At 38.1% G+C, this 18,269-nt stretch carries 17 protein-coding genes and 2 pseudogenes; 4 read left to right on the forward strand and 15 right to left on the reverse strand.

From position 1 onward, the window contains the following. Positions 1–34: 34 nt before the first annotated feature. The 5 genes and pseudogenes from DQN24_RS07925 to DQN24_RS09220 all read right to left on the reverse strand — a co-directional run bounded on the left by DQN24_RS07925 (position 35) and on the right by DQN24_RS09220 (position 4,128). Positions 35–1,171 carry a glycerate kinase gene (locus tag DQN24_RS07925; protein WP_021034965.1) on the reverse strand — a complete coding sequence of 379 codons (1,137 nt, stop codon included), beginning with the start codon at positions 1,169–1,171 and terminating at the stop codon, positions 35–37. A gap of 8 nt (positions 1,172–1,179) precedes the next feature. Further along, positions 1,180–2,439: a GntP family permease gene (locus DQN24_RS07930; protein ID WP_105893220.1), complete on the reverse strand. Its 1,260-nt coding sequence runs from the start codon at positions 2,437–2,439 to the stop codon at positions 1,180–1,182. 121 nt (positions 2,440–2,560) lie between these two features. Beyond that, positions 2,561–3,667, reverse strand: a complete 1,107-nt coding sequence (locus tag DQN24_RS07935; RefSeq protein WP_105880416.1) for a PucR family transcriptional regulator — start codon at positions 3,665–3,667, stop codon at positions 2,561–2,563. 249 nt (positions 3,668–3,916) lie between these two features. Further along, positions 3,917–3,997, reverse strand: a pseudogene (locus DQN24_RS09245) (four-carbon acid sugar kinase family protein); the annotation flags it as partial. Positions 3,998–4,005: 8 nt separating this feature from the next. Next, entirely contained in the window at positions 4,006–4,128 is a 123-nt protein-coding gene (locus DQN24_RS09220) for a hypothetical protein (protein WP_021034960.1), read from the reverse strand. Between the two features lie 177 nt (positions 4,129–4,305). On the opposite strand from DQN24_RS09220, the pseudogene DQN24_RS07945 reads away from it, so the two are divergent. Beyond that, a pseudogene (locus tag DQN24_RS07945) lies at positions 4,306–5,056 on the forward strand (DeoR family transcriptional regulator). 89 nt (positions 5,057–5,145) lie between these two features. On the opposite strand, the gene DQN24_RS07950 reads toward DQN24_RS07945, so the two are convergent. From DQN24_RS07950 to DQN24_RS07990, 10 genes are all read right to left on the reverse strand, one after another. After that, positions 5,146–5,901 (reverse strand): class I SAM-dependent methyltransferase, encoded by a 756-nt coding sequence (locus DQN24_RS07950; RefSeq protein WP_021034958.1) that lies wholly within the window; start codon positions 5,899–5,901, stop codon positions 5,146–5,148. A gap of 108 nt (positions 5,902–6,009) precedes the next feature. After that, positions 6,010–7,104, reverse strand: a complete 1,095-nt coding sequence (locus tag DQN24_RS07955; RefSeq protein ID WP_021034957.1) for a YadA-like family protein — start codon at positions 7,102–7,104, stop codon at positions 6,010–6,012. A gap of 152 nt (positions 7,105–7,256) precedes the next feature. Beyond that, positions 7,257–7,664, reverse strand: a complete 408-nt coding sequence (locus DQN24_RS07960; protein ID WP_172453989.1) for a hypothetical protein — start codon at positions 7,662–7,664, stop codon at positions 7,257–7,259. After that, entirely contained in the window at positions 7,639–7,707 is a 69-nt protein-coding gene (locus DQN24_RS09290; RefSeq protein WP_371903634.1) for a hypothetical protein, read from the reverse strand. Before DQN24_RS09290 ends, DQN24_RS07960 begins: the two co-directional genes overlap by 26 nt. A 318-nt stretch (positions 7,708–8,025) precedes the next feature. Then, positions 8,026–9,174: an N-acetylglucosamine-6-phosphate deacetylase gene (nagA, locus tag DQN24_RS07965; protein ID WP_021034953.1), complete on the reverse strand. Its 1,149-nt coding sequence runs from the start codon at positions 9,172–9,174 to the stop codon at positions 8,026–8,028. Positions 9,175–9,226: 52 nt separating this feature from the next. Further along, complete coding sequence (gene nagB, locus DQN24_RS07970) at positions 9,227–10,039, reverse strand: glucosamine-6-phosphate deaminase (RefSeq protein WP_050948540.1); 813 nt, start codon at positions 10,037–10,039, stop codon at positions 9,227–9,229. Between the two features lie 285 nt (positions 10,040–10,324). Then, positions 10,325–11,206, reverse strand: coding sequence for an N-acetylneuraminate lyase (gene nanA, locus DQN24_RS07975; RefSeq protein WP_021034951.1), 882 nt, complete (start codon positions 11,204–11,206; stop codon positions 10,325–10,327). Between the two features lie 10 nt (positions 11,207–11,216). Beyond that, positions 11,217–12,083, reverse strand: a complete 867-nt coding sequence (locus DQN24_RS07980; RefSeq protein WP_012054838.1) for a MurR/RpiR family transcriptional regulator — start codon at positions 12,081–12,083, stop codon at positions 11,217–11,219. Next, a complete protein-coding gene (locus tag DQN24_RS07985) occupies positions 12,076–12,978 on the reverse strand; it encodes an N-acetylmannosamine kinase (protein ID WP_021034950.1) in 903 nt (300 codons plus the stop codon). Before DQN24_RS07985 ends, DQN24_RS07980 begins: the two co-directional genes overlap by 8 nt. 44 nt (positions 12,979–13,022) lie before the next feature. Further along, entirely contained in the window at positions 13,023–13,709 is a 687-nt protein-coding gene (locus DQN24_RS07990; protein WP_005648624.1) for a putative N-acetylmannosamine-6-phosphate 2-epimerase, read from the reverse strand. A gap of 349 nt (positions 13,710–14,058) precedes the next feature. Between DQN24_RS07990 and siaP the strand changes: the two genes are divergently transcribed. The 3 genes from siaP (at position 14,059) to DQN24_RS08005 (ending at position 18,266) form a co-directional block, all read left to right on the forward strand. Continuing rightward, positions 14,059–15,048, forward strand: a complete 990-nt coding sequence (siaP, locus tag DQN24_RS07995) for a sialic acid TRAP transporter substrate-binding protein SiaP (protein WP_005691499.1) — start codon at positions 14,059–14,061, stop codon at positions 15,046–15,048. A gap of 64 nt (positions 15,049–15,112) precedes the next feature. Further along, positions 15,113–16,963, forward strand: coding sequence for a sialic acid TRAP transporter substrate-binding protein SiaT (gene siaT, locus DQN24_RS08000; protein WP_021034949.1), 1,851 nt, complete (start codon positions 15,113–15,115; stop codon positions 16,961–16,963). Positions 16,964–17,138: 175 nt separating this feature from the next. Continuing rightward, positions 17,139–18,266: an N-acetylneuraminate epimerase gene (locus DQN24_RS08005; RefSeq protein WP_041175301.1), complete on the forward strand. Its 1,128-nt coding sequence runs from the start codon at positions 17,139–17,141 to the stop codon at positions 18,264–18,266. Positions 18,267–18,269: the final 3 nt, after the last annotated feature.

An 18,269-nucleotide genomic window follows, 5' to 3' on the forward strand; every position in this document is an offset into this window, starting at 1 on the left:
GAATAAGGCTCGAATTTAAAACAAGCCTTATTTATTAATGAAATTTAAATGCCAGTACTCTCGCCACATTTTGAGCGGAAGAAATTAAATTTTGTTCGCCTTGTTTGAGAATATCCGATAAATCGCCAAGTTGGTGAATAATAGGAAACACCGCATCAATACCGTGATCAAACACCACATCATAATCTTCACGCAAACACCCTGCGATGGCGATCACTGGCTTATTGAACTGTTTTGCCGTACGCGCCACACCAATTGGCGTTTTACCCATAATACTTTGTGCATCTATTCGCCCTTCACCCGTAATCACCACATCAGCATCTTTTACATAGTCGATTAAACGTAACCGGTCTAACACAATTTGTATACCTGCTTTCAGTTGTACACTTGGTAATAATAGCAATCCACCACCCATACCACCAGCAGCACCTGCGCCAGCCTGATCACGAATTTGTTTACCGCAATCGCGTTCGGCAATTTCAGCAAAATGCGAAAGTGCAGCATCAAGTTGTTTCACCATTTCAGACGTTGCACCTTTTTGTGGTCCAAAAATGGTAGATGCGCCACATTCACCACAGAGCGGATTATTCACATCGCACGCTACTTCAATGTGAACTTGTTGCAAACGTGGATCTAATTGTTGAACGTCAATCTTCACAATATTTGCTAGCTCTGCTCCACCAAAACCGATAGGCTTATCTTGCGAATCTAAACATTGCATCCCTAGTGCTTGCAACATTCCTACACCACCATCGTTGGTTGCACTACCGCCAATGCCAAGAATGAAACTCTCCACACCTAAATCTAATGCCAGTTTAATCAACTCCCCTGTGCCGTAACTGGTGGTAAGCAAGGGATTGCGTTTTTCAGGCGGAACAAGATGTAAACCAGAAGCTGCAGCCATTTCGATAATCGCAGTTTTTCCATCTCCCGATAAACCGAAGAAACTTTTCACTTTGTCGCCCAAAGGCGCGGTGACTTCACATTCAATAAGCTTGCCTTGCGTGGCATCCACAAGAGATTGAACTGTACCTTCGCCCCCATCTGCCATTGGCAATTTTACATAGTCCGCATCAGGGAATACGCGTTTGAAGCCTGTTTCAATGGCAGTAGCTACTTCAAGTGCGGTCAAACTTTCTTTAAAAGAATCAGGTGCAATCACAAATTTCATAACAACTCCTAGAATTTAAATACGCCAAAAATTAAGGTAGCAACGATGGTCATCATCAAACCGACCGCACTTTCATAAGGAATAAGTTTTAAACGTTCTTTGATATCCATATTCACACTACCGCCTGTGGCATGGAAGAAAGAACCATGTGGCATATGATCAAATACGGTCGCCCCTGCGTGAATCATTGCTGCACCAGCAAGACTGCTAATACCAAGTTCTAACAAGGTACTACTGAACACATTGGATGCCACCGCAGTACCTGCAGTGGTAGAAGCTGTCGCTAAAGACATCAACGCCCCTGAAATTGGTGCAAGAATATATGATGGCAAACCTGAATGTTCCAAACCTTGAATCAATACTTCTTTTAAACCAGAATTAGCAATGATGCCAGCAAGCGCACCTGTACCAAGTAACATAATTGCCACGGGTGTCATTTTACTCAATCCATTGATAGCATAACTATTTATATTGCGAAGTTTGCCCATACAAAGCGCACCAATCAAACCACCTAACGGCAATGCAATTAATGGATCAACTTTAATATCAAACAATGGACGAAGTGCCAATAGCAAAATTGCCACTAAAGGTGCGACAAGTGCGGTCAGAAATGAAGGTAAATTTTGCGTTTCAAGCACGATTACCTCTTTGTCAGTTACTTTAGAACCTTTGTTGATTAAGCGTTTTGCTAAGAAGTAGGTGAGAATCAAACCAAATAGCGCAGGAATTATACCAGCCATTATCACGGAAGTGAGTGGCAAATGAAAAGTATCTGCTGCCGCAATGGCATTTGGGTTTGGCGACATAATATTACCAGCTTTACCACCGCCAATCATGGCGAGCAAAATTGCAGCTTTCGATAAATCGCTGCGACGCGCTAACGCTAAAGCAATTGGTGAAACAGTAATCACTGCTACATCCACGAACACACCTACCGCAGTTAAAATCATCGTCGCCAGTGCCAAGGCGAGTAAAGCTCGAGTTTCACCCAATTTATTAGTAATGGTTTCCGCGATGGAATTTGCTGCACCCGATTCAATCAACACACCTGCCAACACACCAGCAGCTAAGATACGCATAACCGCAGTAGTAATACCCTGAGCGCCACCGATCATTAGGCTCACTGTTTGCGATAAATCCGCACCGCCAATTAAGCCTCCAACCAAAGCTCCCACCAACATACCATAAGCTGGTGAGACTTTTTTCAAAATGAGGAAGATAGCAACGATTAACGCCACCAACGCACCTATTGCTGAGACTGTTGTCATTTTTTCTCTCCTATAAAAATTAAAACCAAGGAGATTATTTCTGTTTTATAGGGAAAATGCTTTATTAGAGCAAACAAAAAGTGCGGTTAAAAATCATCAAACTTTGTAAAGTTATACAACCTCAATGTTCTAACAACGTTCCGAGATAAAGCGTTAATTCATCATCTATCTTATTGAAAAATAAGCCAGTTATTTGCTCTATTTTGTTCAATCGATAACGCAAAGTATTCGGGTGAACAAATAATTTTTCCGCAGTGAGATAAAGATCACAATTTGATAAAAAATATTGTTGAAGGGTTTTATAAAGTGTCGCATTTTCTTCTGAGAAAAGGGGAGAAAGAGGTTTTATCAATTCGTTCCCTTGCCAAGAATGAGATAATCCAGCAAGTAGCACAGGCAATCGATGCTCATCAAACACATAAATACCTTTGCGTGGATGATGTTTTAATCCATAAGAAAGCGTGCTTTGCGCACTTTGAAAAGACAAGGGAAGTTGCTCAAAAAGCGGTAGATTTAGACAAGCACCTACAGCAATTTTATAATCTTGTTTTGAATAATCTGCAGGTAAAAGCGTTTTCATTTGAGCAGAAAGTACGGTGGAGTTTTGCCAAGTCTTTAAGACCACAACCTGATCAAGGGACAAAATTGCCACATCCTGTGCAAATTCAGACTGTTCTAAATAATTGATCAGATGCTGTAAATTATCCAGAGCTGGATTAAGTAACTTAATCAATACAACCACACGAGATTTATTTAAATCAAAAGAAAAAAATTTCGCCTGCTGTTCCATCTCTTTCCAATTCAAATTGCAATGTAATAATTGTAAAATAAATTCTTCTTTGTAACGACGATGCCAGCTTTCTTGTTCCAGTAAAGCCTGTTGTTCCACAATAAGTTCTGCCGTCATTTTCACTAGTTCGGCATATTGTTTCACCTGCGTTGGCTCACCAGAAATCCCCACCACTCCAATATTTTTGCCTAAATAATGAATCGGTAAATTAATCCCTGGTTGTGCTTCAAAATTCCATTTTTGTGCCAACACTTGATCAATCTCTACCACACGATTTTCCCTCAACGCCAACACCGCTCCTGTGTGCCGTTGATTCAAACGCGTTGAATTTCCCGACGCAATGATCACACCGTCGTGATCCATTACATTTACAGAGTGATGAATGATCTTCATTGCACGTTTAACAATTTTTTTGGCAGTGTATTTATCGAGTTGCATATTTGTAATAAAGAAGATAAATGAAGATAAAATATTGAGAAAAAGAAAGTTAGTCAAATATTGTTTTATCTGCAAGAAAAGACGCGAGACTATTCTCCCGCACTGCGTTTTTATCGCTATAATGTTTTATTCTGAACTTGAACATATCCCATAATTAATGCCAAAATTCCTAGTGGAAAAATAAGATCTATTACAGAACCATCATTTCCCCAAATCAAATTAGCAATAATAACGAGACTACCACTTATCGCCCAAGCCAGAACCTCCAGTAACTAATTTCAGATCAGCTACTGCTTCAGCAAGAATCATAAGCTGAGTATTATCTACCGCACTTTATCCTACGTTATAGGCTCCATCTGCTTTAATTTTTCAAGGGTTTGCGGATTAAAATCGACGCCATAAGTGGTTAAACCAACTCTTATACCAATAACGACAACTGAATAAGCTCGACGACCTATCATTATTTTTCCAAAATAAACTTTATTGATTTGATGGAATACATTTTGCCGCAGCTAAAAATAAAAAAATGTGACCTTAATCACAAATATTAACAATAATGTTATTTAATGTAAAAATAGTGAAATAACAACAAAAATACTCAAGAGAAGTTATAATAAAGAAAATTTTTTGGAGGCATTATGATTCCCGCAGAACGACAAAAATTATTGCTCAATTTGATTAGCCAGAAAGGCATTACAAGCATTTCACAGCTTGTTGAATCACTTAATGTTTCACATATGACAATTCGGAGAGATATTCAAAAATTAGAAGATATAGGAAAGGTTATTTCAGTATCTGGTGGCGTAAAAATGCAAGAACATCTTTCTTTTGAACCGACTCATCAAGATAAATCCTTACTCTTTTGCGATCAAAAAGAAAAAATTGGTGAAACTGTGGTGCAACTGATTCCTAAGAATACAACTCTTTATCTTGATGCAGGTACAACAACACTTGAAATTGCCTATCACATCATTGAACGCAATGATTTATTAGTAATCACGAATGATTTCTCTATTGCTCATTTCTTAATGACTAACGGAAAATGTGAATTAATCCATATCGGAGGAACAGTTAATAAGCAAAATCATTCTTCTGTTGGTGAATTAGCTGGACAATTTTTTTTCCATTGATATAGCCTTTGTTTCCACATCATCTTGGACATTAAAAGGATTAACAACACCAGACGAAAATAAATTACCTGTGAAAAAAGCATTAATTAGTGCCAGCAATCAACAAATTTTAATATCAGATTCATCAAAATATGGGAAAGTGGCGACATTCCATATTTGTCCACTAACAAATTTTGATCACATAATTTGCGACAAAAATCTTGTTGAATCTGCACAGAATGGCATTAGAGAATTAAATATTAATTTAACTATCGTATAAATAAATTAATATAAATGATCTGCACCCCAAAACTAAACAAATAAGCTTACTCATTAAAGGTGCAAATCAAAGTGCGGTTCATTTTTATATTATTTTTGACTACATACAGCAATAAAATGTAATTTATGTTCAGGATCATTAAAGGTTTTGAACATTCTTTTAAATTGCTCACGATTTTCCGCTTTCATGGCATTACGGATGATTTTTAACGTACCGAAAATTCCTTCATCATAAATCATTCCTTTTGGAGAAAGTAATGTCATCTCGCCAGAGAAAGTATCTACATATCTAAAGCCACTTTCTTGGAATATGCCTTTCCAGCCATCTTTCGTTAATGGCGTGACAGTCACGTTAATCGCTTTTCGCATATTTTCTAGAATAGTTTGATGATCATTCCCCACCAGCATAACATCGTGAGTAAGCAATAAACCATTTGGTTTTAACACTCGAAAATATTCTGCAATGGCTTTTTTCTTCGCTTCCACGGGTAACATCGTGAGCATCGCTTCATTGATGACAATATCAAAACTTTCATCCTCAAAAGGCAACTTCATCGCATTCGATCGCTGCACATGAATTTTTTCTTGCAAGCCATTTGCTTCGATATTTGCTTGTGCTTTTGCTAACGCATGTTCGTCTAAATCAACACCTTCAATATGGCAACCAAATTGCTTCGCCAATCCAATGGCTGTCGTCCCCATATTACAAGCAACCTCTAACACTTTTTTATCTTGACTAAAATCGCCATTGGCAATTAACCAATCTGTTGCTTTTTTACCGCCTGGACGCAAACGAGTTTTACCTAAACGTGCAAGAAAATTATGCCCAACTTCATCTTTTGCCATATCTATCTCCTAGTAATTAACTTGGTTTTTATATTATAGATAAAAATGATAACTATTAAAATGGCAGATCAAATAAATAAGGCGGAATAATTGTTCCGCCTTTTTCTCTTATTTCTTCAATGCTTTTTTCAATTCAAGTAATTCTCGACGTAACTGTTTCAATTCGCTTTCCATTTCAGCTTGTTTATGCAGTTTTTTGTTGGTTTCTACTTGTTGAGAACGCATCATCACTACTTCTTGTCGCAATTGTAAAACTTCCGCAGAATTAACCGCACTTTGTGTTGAAACCGCAGGTTTGGATTTGTTACCAAATTTCCAAGAAACACCTGCGCCAAAGGTTTTTTCCGAACCAGAAAAACTCCCCGCTACATTAAGCAACACATTTTCAACTGGCTTAAACACCGCACCCATTGCCATCGCCTGCGCATTTTTATAACTTCCAACCCCCAAAGACAACGCAAATTTATCATCTTCGCCTAATTGTGCAGGTTTTAATGAAGCCAACGCTGCAGCACTTGTGCCAACGCGGTTAATATGTAAATCTGTTCGATTTAAACGCGTATTTACGTGAGTGAATTGATTATCAATTTGTCCAAGTTTAGTTTCTGTACCATCTAAACGATTATTAACTTGTGTAAAGTTATTATTAACTTGAGTAAATTGGTTATCAATTTGACCCAGTTTATTTTCTGTACCATCTAAACGATTATTAACTTGTGTAAAGTTATTATTAACTTGAGTAAATTGGTTATCTATTTGACCCAGTTTAGTTTCTGTGCCATCTAAACGGTTATTGACTTGAGTGAATTTGTTATCAACTAGAGCAAATTGATTATTCACTTGACCAATTTTAGTTTCTACCGCATTTAACTGACGAACATTTACTGCATCATAATCTTCTGTGCCATCGGCGACATTAACGATTTGGCAGCGGAAATTAGTTGATGAATCACCAACAGAAACACTGTTTTCTCGATCCGCAAAGGACATATAACCTACAGCAACAGAATGTTTGGCAACAGACTTAGCATAAGCTCCTAAAGCTGTTGATTCTTTAGCATATGCTAAAGAACGATTCCCCACCGCAGTACTGTCTTCGTCTACTGCTGTACTGGAACTCCCCAAAGCCGTTGAATATCTGCCTATTGCTGTACTATATGTGCCGTAAGCAGAAGCTGTTAGTGCATGTGAAGATGAATGCATCCCAAAAGCTGTTGCAGCATAGGTTTTTCCATAAATTTGTTCTAATTCTTCTGGTGTTTTTGAAAGAGTTCTTGTTGGGCTAGTAATTGAATTGGATAGAATGGCAGTACTGCCAGATTGTCTAACATAAGATTTCTTTAAGGCTTCAAGATCTATTTTTTACTATTTCCATATTCATTATTATACGCCTCAACTGTTTCAACTTTACTAAGCAGACCAATAGCAATAGAACCGTATCCGCCTAGGGCTTTGCTCCCATGTCCTAAAGCAATACTATATTCTTCATTCGCTTCAGACCATCGACCCAACGCCATACTTCGTTTTCCTAACGCTTTTGCATGCGTGCCAACAATGCCTTCCCCATTAACTCCCGTTTCTGAATATGCTCCTATCGCAGTAGAATCCTTACCTAAAGATTTCGCCCCTTCTCCAATGGCAAGACTCAAATATTCGCTAGCCTTAGCACTCGCACCTATGGCAAATGAATTTGAACCGGAAGCATTGGCTTCATTTCCTACGGCTATAGCAAGTTGTTTAATGGCTAATGGCTTTGGATTCACTTCCAACAGCAACAGTATCCGGTCCCGAGGCATCAGCGTTCAATCCAAATGCAACAGAACGAACGATTGCTTTTGCTCCAGAACCACAAGCGATACTATCTCCATCTTTTTTAAATATTGACTGATCAATCGCAAAAAACTGAACAGGATAAAAAGAAGTAGAAAGAAGCAGGCTGATTAAAGAAAGTCGGGTTAGATTATTTTGCTTGCTTGCTTGCTTGCTTGCTTAATGATTTTCATAATATTTTTCCTTTTGTCAAATAAATGATTATCGAAAGGCTTCCAAAAATCACAAAATATTAATAAAAAATCTGTGACGTATATCACAGATTTTTAAATCAATTAGCTATTTAGGCTTTTACTACTTACTCTCTTTCCACTTTCCATTTACTACTGTGCCGATCACTTTATAATCTGGCGTAAACACCGCTAAGTTTGCTATCTTACCTTTTTCTACCGAACCTAAACGATCATCTATACCAATTGCACGAGCTGGGTAAAGGTTACTCATTCTAATGGCTTCCGCAAGAGGAATTTCAACATATTCTACCGCATTTTTAATGGATTCCATCATTGTGATTGATGCCCCTGCAATCGTGCCATTCGCATCATAGCAACGCCCATCTTTGATATAAATTGTTTTTCCTACAAAGGTAAAACTTTCTAGTTCTGGCGGTGCACCTGCGGCTGCAATGGAGTCAGTCACAATACAAAGTTTGTCGCCTTTGATTTTTTTATCAATGCGAACATTGCCGTAATTCACGTGAATACCATCAACAATAATACCTGTGTAAATATCGCTGTCTAGCACAGCTCCCACGACACCCATTGCACGCCCAGAACTAATTGGCGACATTGCATTATGTAAGTGAGTCGCAAAAGTTGCACCTTTATGGAATGCGGCTTTAGCCACCTCATAGCTTGCGTTGGAATGCCCTACAGAGACAATAATGCCCGCTTCCACAAAATCGGGCGTATAGTTAATAGTTGGATTTTCTGCGGCAATGGTAATTTTTGTAATGACATCCGAATTTTCACAGAGAAAATCTTTCATTTCTGGCGTAATTTCACGAATATATTCGGGACGGTGCACGCCTTTTTTCTCAATGCTAAGATAAGGCCCTTCAATATGTAAACCAAGTGCTTGGTTTTTATGCTTGTTTAAATATTCACGCATAATTTTCACCGCACTTTTTATGTTTTCATCTGGTGCCGTAATAAAAGTGGGGAGGAAACTTGTACAACCTGATTTTAAGTTAGTTTCCTGCATAATTTCCAAGGTTTCAACGCTAGTTTGGTCGTTAAACATCACGCCACCGCAGCCATTTAATTGCAAATCAATAAAACCAGCAGTTAAATTATTACCTTGTAAATCAATGGTTTTGATGTCCTTTTCTAATTCAGTTTGCGGGATCACTGCTTCAATAGTCTCGCCATCAATTACTACCGCATAATCTCGTAGAATTTCGTATTTAGTGTAGATCACACTGTTGGTTAATGCGTATTTCATTCTATACCTTCCAAATGTTTTAAGAAAAACGACTGATTGTAAAAATGATAGGTTATTTATCGCTGTAATAAGTCCCAGCAACCGCACCTTCTAATTCAGTAAAATATTTCACGGTTTTCACTTTTAACTCTTGTTGAGCAGCTTCATCACAAACGAGCAAGAAATGACGGTGCATTTGTAATGCACTGACTGTCCATAAATGGTTAATACTGCCTTCAACGGCAGCTTGCACTGCCAGTGCTTTTTGATGTCCTGTTGCTAAAATCATCACTTCTTCTGCATCTAATAATGTGCCAACACCAATGGTTAAAGCATATTTCGGCACTTGAGTAACATCGTTATTAAAGAAGCGTGAATTTGCAATTAATGTATCTTGTGTGAGTGTTTTAATGCGGGTGCGAGAACTTAATGAAGAGGCAGGTTCATTGAATGCAATATGTCCATCCACACCAACCCCCCCCATAAACAGATGAATTTTGCCGTAGGATTTAATTTTTTCTTCATAACGACGGCATTCTGCATTATGGTCATCGGTATTGCCGTTAAGAATATTGATATTTTCAGGTAAAATATCGATATGATTGAAAAAATTGTTATACATAAAGCTGTGGTAACTTTCAGGGTGTTCCTCTGGTAAACCCACATATTCATCCATATTGAAAGTCACTACGTGTTTGAAACTCACTTTGCCTGCTTGATAAAGTCGAATCAGTTCTTGATAAGTTTTTAGTGGTGTACCACCAGTAGGTAACCCCAATACAAAAGGACGCTCGGCGGTAGGTTTAAAATCATTGATACGATTGATGATATGTTGTGCAGCCCAACAACTGACTTGTTGTTCTGTTTGTAGCGGAATAAAACGCATATTAGCCTTCCTTTATTATTGACCGTAATGATCCTATTCATATCGTAGGCTGGACTTTAGCCCACCCTACACCAAAGGATCATTATAAGTGCGGTAATTTTCTATCTTGTTTTTAAAAAGAAATTCTTTTGCTCCAATAATTTACGACAAAGCAATAGAAGTTGCCCCCTTCCGCTCTTCGGGCACCTTCCCCCGTAAACAGGGGAAGGGAAGTTCTTGCTGACTTGCTGTTCTGTTTGTAACGGAATAAAACAGGGGGAGGTAAGTTTTTTCTAATTTAAATATTTATGACAAAAATTTCGCTTTCAATTCTTTTGCTTTTGCAACCTGTTCTTCTGTTGCTTTTGCTGTCATTGGCTCACGGCAATAACCTGCATCCACCCCTTCTAATTTAAGCAATTCTTTGATAGTTAAATATAAACCGTTCGCTAAAATGCCTTCGATTAAATCATTGGTTACGTGTTGAATTTCTAATGCTTCAGCTAATTTACCCGCTTTGGTTAATTCAAAAATTTGACGAGCACGAACGCCGTTTACGTTGAAAGTTGAACCGATAGCACCATCTACGCCTAAAGAGGCAGCAGGTAACATCATTTCATCAAAACCTGCCCAAATTAAGTGGTTTGGATAAGCTTTTTTCAAACGTTCTAATAAGTAGAAATCACCTGCTGTGAATTTCACACCCAATACTTTCGGATTTTTGTAAAGCTCGCCAAATTGTTCAATGCCCATATTCACGCCAGTTAAGAACGGAATAGAGTACACGATCATATTATTGCCCGTTTCTGCAATAATGGTGTCGTAATAATGTTTAATTTCAGGGAAACTAAATTTGTAGTAGAACGGAGTAACAGCAGATAAGCAATCATAGCCTAATTCTGTTGCATATTTACCTAATTCAACTGCTTCTTTTAGGTTTACGCTGCCCACTTGAGCGATTAATGCGATTTGATCTTTTGCTTCATCTTTTGCAATACGGAAGATTTCTTTTTTCTCTTCCGTTGAAAGCATAAAGTTTTCGCCTGTTGAACCGCCCACATATAAGCCGTCCACTTTCATTTTGTCGATGTTGTGGCGGATGATTTGGCGTAAACCTTTTTCATTAATGGTGCCATCTTCATTAAATGACACTAATAATGCACTGAAAATACCTTTTAAATCACGCATAAGTTTTCTCCTATTTTATACGTTGTTCAAGAATTACATTGAGAGTTTTTTGTTTAGTTTGAGCGGCAATTTCTTCTTCGCCCTGCACTAACAAAGCATAAATTAAATCTAATACAAAAAGCTGTGCGATCTTGGTGCCAATAGAATCTCCTTGTAACTTGCCTTGTTTATTACCATTTACCAAAACATAATCAGCATATTCTGTCACAGGGGAACGCAAACTATGCGTCAATGCCACTGTTGTTGCACCATTTTGTTTTGCAATTTTGATGGTATGTGCCGTTTCAGCAGAATAACCAGAATGGCTTAAACCAATTGCCACATCAGAAGATGTAAGTAATGCTGCCTGCATATACATAAAATGATTATTACCTGAAGCATCCACTTGAAAACCAATACGCATCAGCTTATTTTTAGCATCTTCCGCCGTTACGCCAGATGAACCCACACCAAATAAAAAAATACGACGTGCTTTTTTAAGTACTTTAACGACTTCTTCAAGCTGTTTTAAATCAAGTAAATTAATCGTTTCTTCCATTACATTAGCAACTGCGGCTTGCAATTTTTGTGCAATAGTGAGCGAATCATCACTTGGCATAATTTCTGTTTCAAGTACGCTTTCATCTTGATTATCTTTCGTCGCAAGTTCAATAGAAAGCTCTAATTTAAAATCGCTGAAACCTTTAAAGCCAACGGTTCGACAAAAACGGACAAGCGTAGCCTCTCCCACTTCTAAGTGTTTTGCAATTTCAGAAAGGGGACATTGCGATACCAAATCAGGCGAACGCAAAATCGTATCAGCAATTTTTTTCTCTGATTTAGTTAAACTCTGGTAAAGCAAGCCAATTCTGTTTAACACATTTCCCGATTTAGCCATAAATTGTTCCTTCAGGCTTATCCAGTAAAACATCTTTTACCCAATAAGCCGCACCAATTAAACCTGCATCTTGTCCAAATTTAGCGGATTCAATTTCACAACAATATATCGAAGGAAAATCTTGTAAATATTTTTCGACCAAAGGTAAATATCCCTCAGCTAATCCTACACTACCACCAATCGCGATTTTTTGAATATCTAAACTAATCACTAAATCTGCAATTAAATTAGCAATGGCTTTCGCAGAACGCTCGACAAGTGCGGTCGCTTTTTCATCATTTTTTCTAAAACGCTCAAACACTTCTTTTGGCTCGCACGGATCTTCCCATTGGGAAGAAACTGCTTCAATTGCTCGCCCTGAAGCAATCGCTTCGACACAACCTCGACGCCCACAACCACAGATCGCACCATTTGGATCAGCTAATGTATGACCAATATGCCCAGCAATACCACGAGAACCTGTCTGCAAAATTTGGTTTAGCACAATCCCTCCGCCAACTCCTGTTGAAACGGTAATAAAAACAAAATTTGATACCTGTTCAGAATTTTGCAATTGATATTCCGCATAAGTCGCAGCTTGTGCATCATTTAATAAACCAATCGGTTTATCCGTATGTTTTGCAATACTAGCTTTAAGTGGAAATTCCGCCAAGCCGCCTAAGTTTTTCGGATTTAATGCACTTAAAATGCCATTATTGATGATCCCCGTAGATGCCACCGCTACATAGTCAAACTGCCCTTCATAATCAGCAAGTAATTTGCCTAACGCTTGGTGCATTCCCTCCACCACATTTTCACGTGGTGTATGAATTTGCTGACGTTGCTCAATTTCGCCATTTTTTACAATCGCCGCAGCAATTTTTGTCCCGCCAATGTCTAGTGCTAAACAACGCATAACTTATCCTTATAGTATAAAGTCTTTTCTCACACGTCTTACGACTATCTTGCAGATTTCACTGAATTAGCAAACCAACTCACAATATGTTCAAGACGAGTTAAAGCTGAACCTACAGTCACGCAATCTGCGCCAATTTCAATTGCCACTTTTGCTAATTCAGGCGTGTTATAACGCCCCTCAGCCATCACAAAACAACCCGCTGCTTTTAAATCTTTTACTAATTGATAATCAGGTTCTTTTGGCACTGAGCCACCTGTATAACCCGACATCGTACTACCGACAATATCAAAACCAAGTGCTTTACAATACAGGCCTTCTTCTAAATTAGAACAATCTGCCATTGCCAAACAGCCCATTTCGTGGATTTTTTTCACCGCACTTTCAATATCCACAGGACGCGGACGGCTCGTGCCATCTACTGCAATAATATCCGCGCCTGCATTGGCTAGATCTTCAATATCTTGTAAAAACGGCGTAATACGCACGGGACTATCAGGCAAATCACGTTTTACAATTCCGATAATCGGAACATTCACAAAAGGACGGGTTGCTTTAAGGTTATCAACACCCTCAATACGTAAGCCAGAAGCTCCGCCCATAACCGAAGCCTGAGCCATAGCAGAAACGATTTCAGGTTTATCCATTGGGCCATCATCGACAGGTTGGCAAGAAGAAATAAGACCATATTGAATTTGAGAAAGCACTTCTTGATAAGATAATTTAGACATATAACACCCCTCATTTAAATCTGAATAGATCACTTTAAAATTAATTTAATCCACATAAAACAATCTTTTATAAATTGTAATATGCTTATATTTTCATCATTTCACATTATTATATGAAAAAGAAATGCCATTTTAAAGAATATTTTTGAAGTGTTTTTTCACAAATGTGATCAACTTCTCATTTTTGAAATAAAACTCGTAAAACTATTTTAAATTTGTTTTTTTACTCTTAGAATTGCTCACGAATCCTATTTTTGGGGAGAAAACATACATTTTTTGCCTGAATTGATTCTCATATTACGGGGTTAATATATGACCCTTTCCAACATAAGTTCACACAGGAGCGAATATGATGAAATTGACAAAACTTTTCCTTGCCACAGCCATTTCTTTAGGCGTATCTTCTGCTGTTCTTGCCGCTGATTATGACTTGAAATTCGGTATGAATGCTGGAACTTCATCAAATGAATATAAAGCGGCAGAAATGTTTGCCAAAGAAGTCAAAGAAAAATCACAGGGTAAAATTGAAATTTCACTTTATCCAAGTTCACAATTAGGTGATGACCGCGCAATGTTAAAACAATTAAAAGACGGTTCTCTCGACTTCACCTTTGCAGAATCTGCTCGCTTCCAGTTGTTTTACCCTGAAGCAGCAGTATTTGCCTTACCTTATGTTATTAGCAACTACAATGTTGCACAAAAAGCCTTATTCGATACAGAATTTGGTAAAGATTTAATTAAAAAAATGGATAAAGATCTTGGCGTTACTTTACTTTCCCAAGCTTATAACGGTACTCGCCAAACGACTTCAAACCGTGCAATCAACAGTATTGCAGATATGAAAGGCTTAAAACTTCGTGTGCCAAATGCTGCAACAAACTTAGCCTATGCTAAATATGTTGGTGCATCGCCAACACCAATGGCATTTTCTGAAGTTTATCTTGCGTTACAAACGAATGCCGTCGATGGTCAAGAAAATCCGTTAGCAGCAGTGCAAGCACAAAAATTCTATGAAGTGCAAAAGTTCTTAGCAATGACTAACCACATTTTGAATGACCAACTTTATTTAGTAAGCAACGAGACTTATAAAGAACTCCCTGAAGATCTTCAAAAAGTCGTAAAAGATGCTGCCGAAAATGCAGCAAAATATCACACTAAATTATTCGTAGATGGGGAAAAAGATTTAGTCACATTCTTTGAAAAACAAGGTGTGAAAATTACACATCCTGATCTTGTCCCATTTAAAGCATCAATGAAGCCATATTATGCTGAGTTTGTAAAACAAACGGGTCAAAAAGGTGAAGCAGCTTTAAAACAAATTGAAGCAATCAATCCATAATCCCTCTTTAGTGTGCCGTAATGGCACACTACATTCCCTTATTCTTCATCAAGCGGAGTGAAGTATGAAATATATTAATAAGCTTGAGGAATGGCTGGGTGGCACATTATTTATCGCCATTTTCGGTATTCTTATCGCTCAAATTCTTTCACGCCAAGTTTTTCATTCTCCGTTAATCTGGAGTGAAGAACTCGCCAAGCTCTTATTTGTTTACGTGGGTATGTTAGGTATCAGCGTTGCTGTGAGAAAACAAGAACACGTATTTATTGATTTTTTAACTAATCTAATGCCAGAAAAAATCAGAAAATTCACAAATACTTTTGTACAATTATTAGTCTTTGTATGTATTTTCTTGTTTATTCATTTCGGGATTCGTACTTTTAATGGCGCATCATTCCCCATTGATGCCTTAGGGGGCATTTCTGAAAAATGGATTTTCGCTGCACTACCTGTTATCGCAATATTAATGATGTTTCGCTTTATCCAAGCGCAAACCGTAAACTTTAAGACAGGGAAAAGCTATTTACCTGCGACTTTCTTTATCATAAGTGCGGTCATTTTATTTGCAATTTTATTTTTCGCGCCAGATTGGTTCAAAGTATTGCGAATTAGCAATTATATAAAGCTCGGTTCAAGTTCAGTCTATGTTGCCTTACTCGTTTGGCTAATCATTATGTTTATCGGTGTCCCTGTAGGTTGGTCCTTATTTATTGCTACCCTACTTTATTTTTCTATGACACGTTGGAATGTCGTAAATGCCGCAACTGAAAAATTAGTCTATAGCCTAGACAGCTTTCCATTACTTGCCGTGCCGTTTTATATTTTAACAGGTATTCTAATGAATACTGGTGGGATTACCGAACGTATTTTTAATTTCGCTAAATCCTTACTCGGTCATTACACAGGAGGAATGGGGCACGTTAATATCGGCGCAAGTTTATTGTTCTCTGGTATGTCAGGTTCAGCACTTGCTGATGCGGGGGGCTTAGGTCAGCTTGAGATTAAAGCAATGCGTGATGCTGGTTATGACGACGATATTTGCGGAGGAATTACTGCTGCTTCTTGTATTATTGGGCCATTAGTTCCGCCAAGTATTGCAATGATTATTTACGGTGTAATCGCCAATGAATCTATCGCAAAACTCTTTATTGCAGGTTTTATTCCCGGTGTATTAATTACTTTAGCTTTAATGGCAATGAATTATCGCATTGCAAAAAAACGAGGTTATCCACGTACACCAAAAACCACGAGAGAACAACTTTGCAGCAGCTTTAAACAATCTTTTTGGGCAATCTTAACGCCGTTATTAATTATCGGTGGTATTTTTTCAGGCTTATTCAGTCCAACAGAATCTGCCATTGTTGCAGCAGCATACTCTGTAATTATTGGTAAATTTGTGTATAAAGAATTAACCTTAAAAACCTTATTTAATAGTTGCATAGAAGCAATGGCAATTACAGGCGTAGTCGCCTTAATGATTATGACCGTGACTTTCTTTGGCGATATGATTGCCCGTGAACAAGTCGCAATGCGTGTTGCTGATGTATTTGTTGCCGTTGCCGATTCGCCTTTAACCGTATTGGTAATGATTAACGCACTGTTACTTTTTCTTGGAATGTTCATTGATGCCCTAGCATTACAATTTTTAGTATTACCAATGCTTATTCCTATCGCAATGCAATTCAATATTGACTTAATCTTCTTTGGTGTAATGACCACATTAAATATGATGATTGGTATTCTTACCCCACCAATGGGAATGGCTCTCTTTGTTGTTGCTCGTGTAGGAAATATGTCGGTTTCCACGGTTACCAAAGGCGTATTACCGTTCTTGATTCCCGTTTTCGTCACATTAGTATTAATTACGATTTTCCCACAAATCATCACATTTGTGCCAAATCTATTGATACCATAATAAAAAGTGCGGTTGAAAAACATTAAATTTTTTAACCGCACTTTTATCTTTCTCGTAAGTTACATCTGCCGTACCTTACAATACAAAAAGGTGCAATAACTGCACTTTATCAACGCCTATTCAATGCCGTTTAATGAATAGAAAACTGTAAACACAACTAAAAATGGGGTTTATTATGAAACTAACCAAAACAGCATTATGCACCGCACTTTTTGCCACTTTTACTTTTTCAGCGAACGCACAAACTTATCCTGATTTGCCAGTGGGAATCAAAGGAGGAACAGGCGCATTAATTGGCGACACCGTTTATGTGGGATTAGGCTCTGGTGGCGATAAATTCTATACTTTAGACCTAAAAGATCCTTCAGCACAATGGAAAGAAATTGCTACATTTCCAGGTGGCGAACGCAATCAACCTGTTGCAGCCGCAGTGGATGGAAAACTTTATGTATTCGGTGGTTTACAAAAAAATGAAAAAGGCGAACTTCAACTCGTTAATGACGCTTATCGCTATAACCCAAGCGATAATACTTGGATGAAACTTCCTACTCGTTCTCCCCGTGGTTTAGTAGGATCAAGTGGTGCATCTCACGGAGATAAAGTTTATATTTTAGGCGGCTCTAATCTCTCTATATTTAATGGTTTCTTCCAAGACACTGTGGCAGCAGGAGAAGATAAAGAGAAAAAAGATGAAATCGCAGCAGCTTACTTCGATCAACGTCCAGAAGATTATTTCTTTACAACAGAATTATTGAGCTATGAACCCTCAACCAACAAATGGCACAATGAAGGTCGCATTCCATTCTCTGGTCGTGCTGGTGCAGCCTTTACAATTCAAGGTAATGATCTCGTGGTTGTCAATGGCGAAATTAAACCAGGACTTCGCACCGCTGAAACCCATCAAGGTAAATTCACTGCTAAAGGTGTGCAATGGAAAAACTTACCTGACTTGCCCGCACCAAAAGGCAAATCACAAGATGGTTTAGCTGGTGCACTTGCAGGCTATAGTAACGGTCATTATTTAGTCACTGGTGGCGCAAATTTTCCAGGTTCAATCAAACAATTCAAAGAAGGAAAACTTCACGCACATAAAGGTTTAAGCAAAGCTTGGCATAACGAAGTTTATACGTTGAATAATGGTAAATGGCGCATCGTTGGGGAATTACCAATGAATATTGGCTATGGTTTTTCTGTATCTTACAACAATAAAGTTTTACTGATTGGCGGTGAAACTGACGGAGGTAAGGCTTTAACTAGCGTCAAAGCAATAAGCTATGACGGTAAAAAATTAACCATCGAATAATTT

The sequence above is a fragment of the Haemophilus influenzae genome, from assembly GCF_900475755.1.
Classification (GTDB): Bacteria; Pseudomonadota; Gammaproteobacteria; order Enterobacterales; family Pasteurellaceae; genus Haemophilus; species Haemophilus influenzae_D.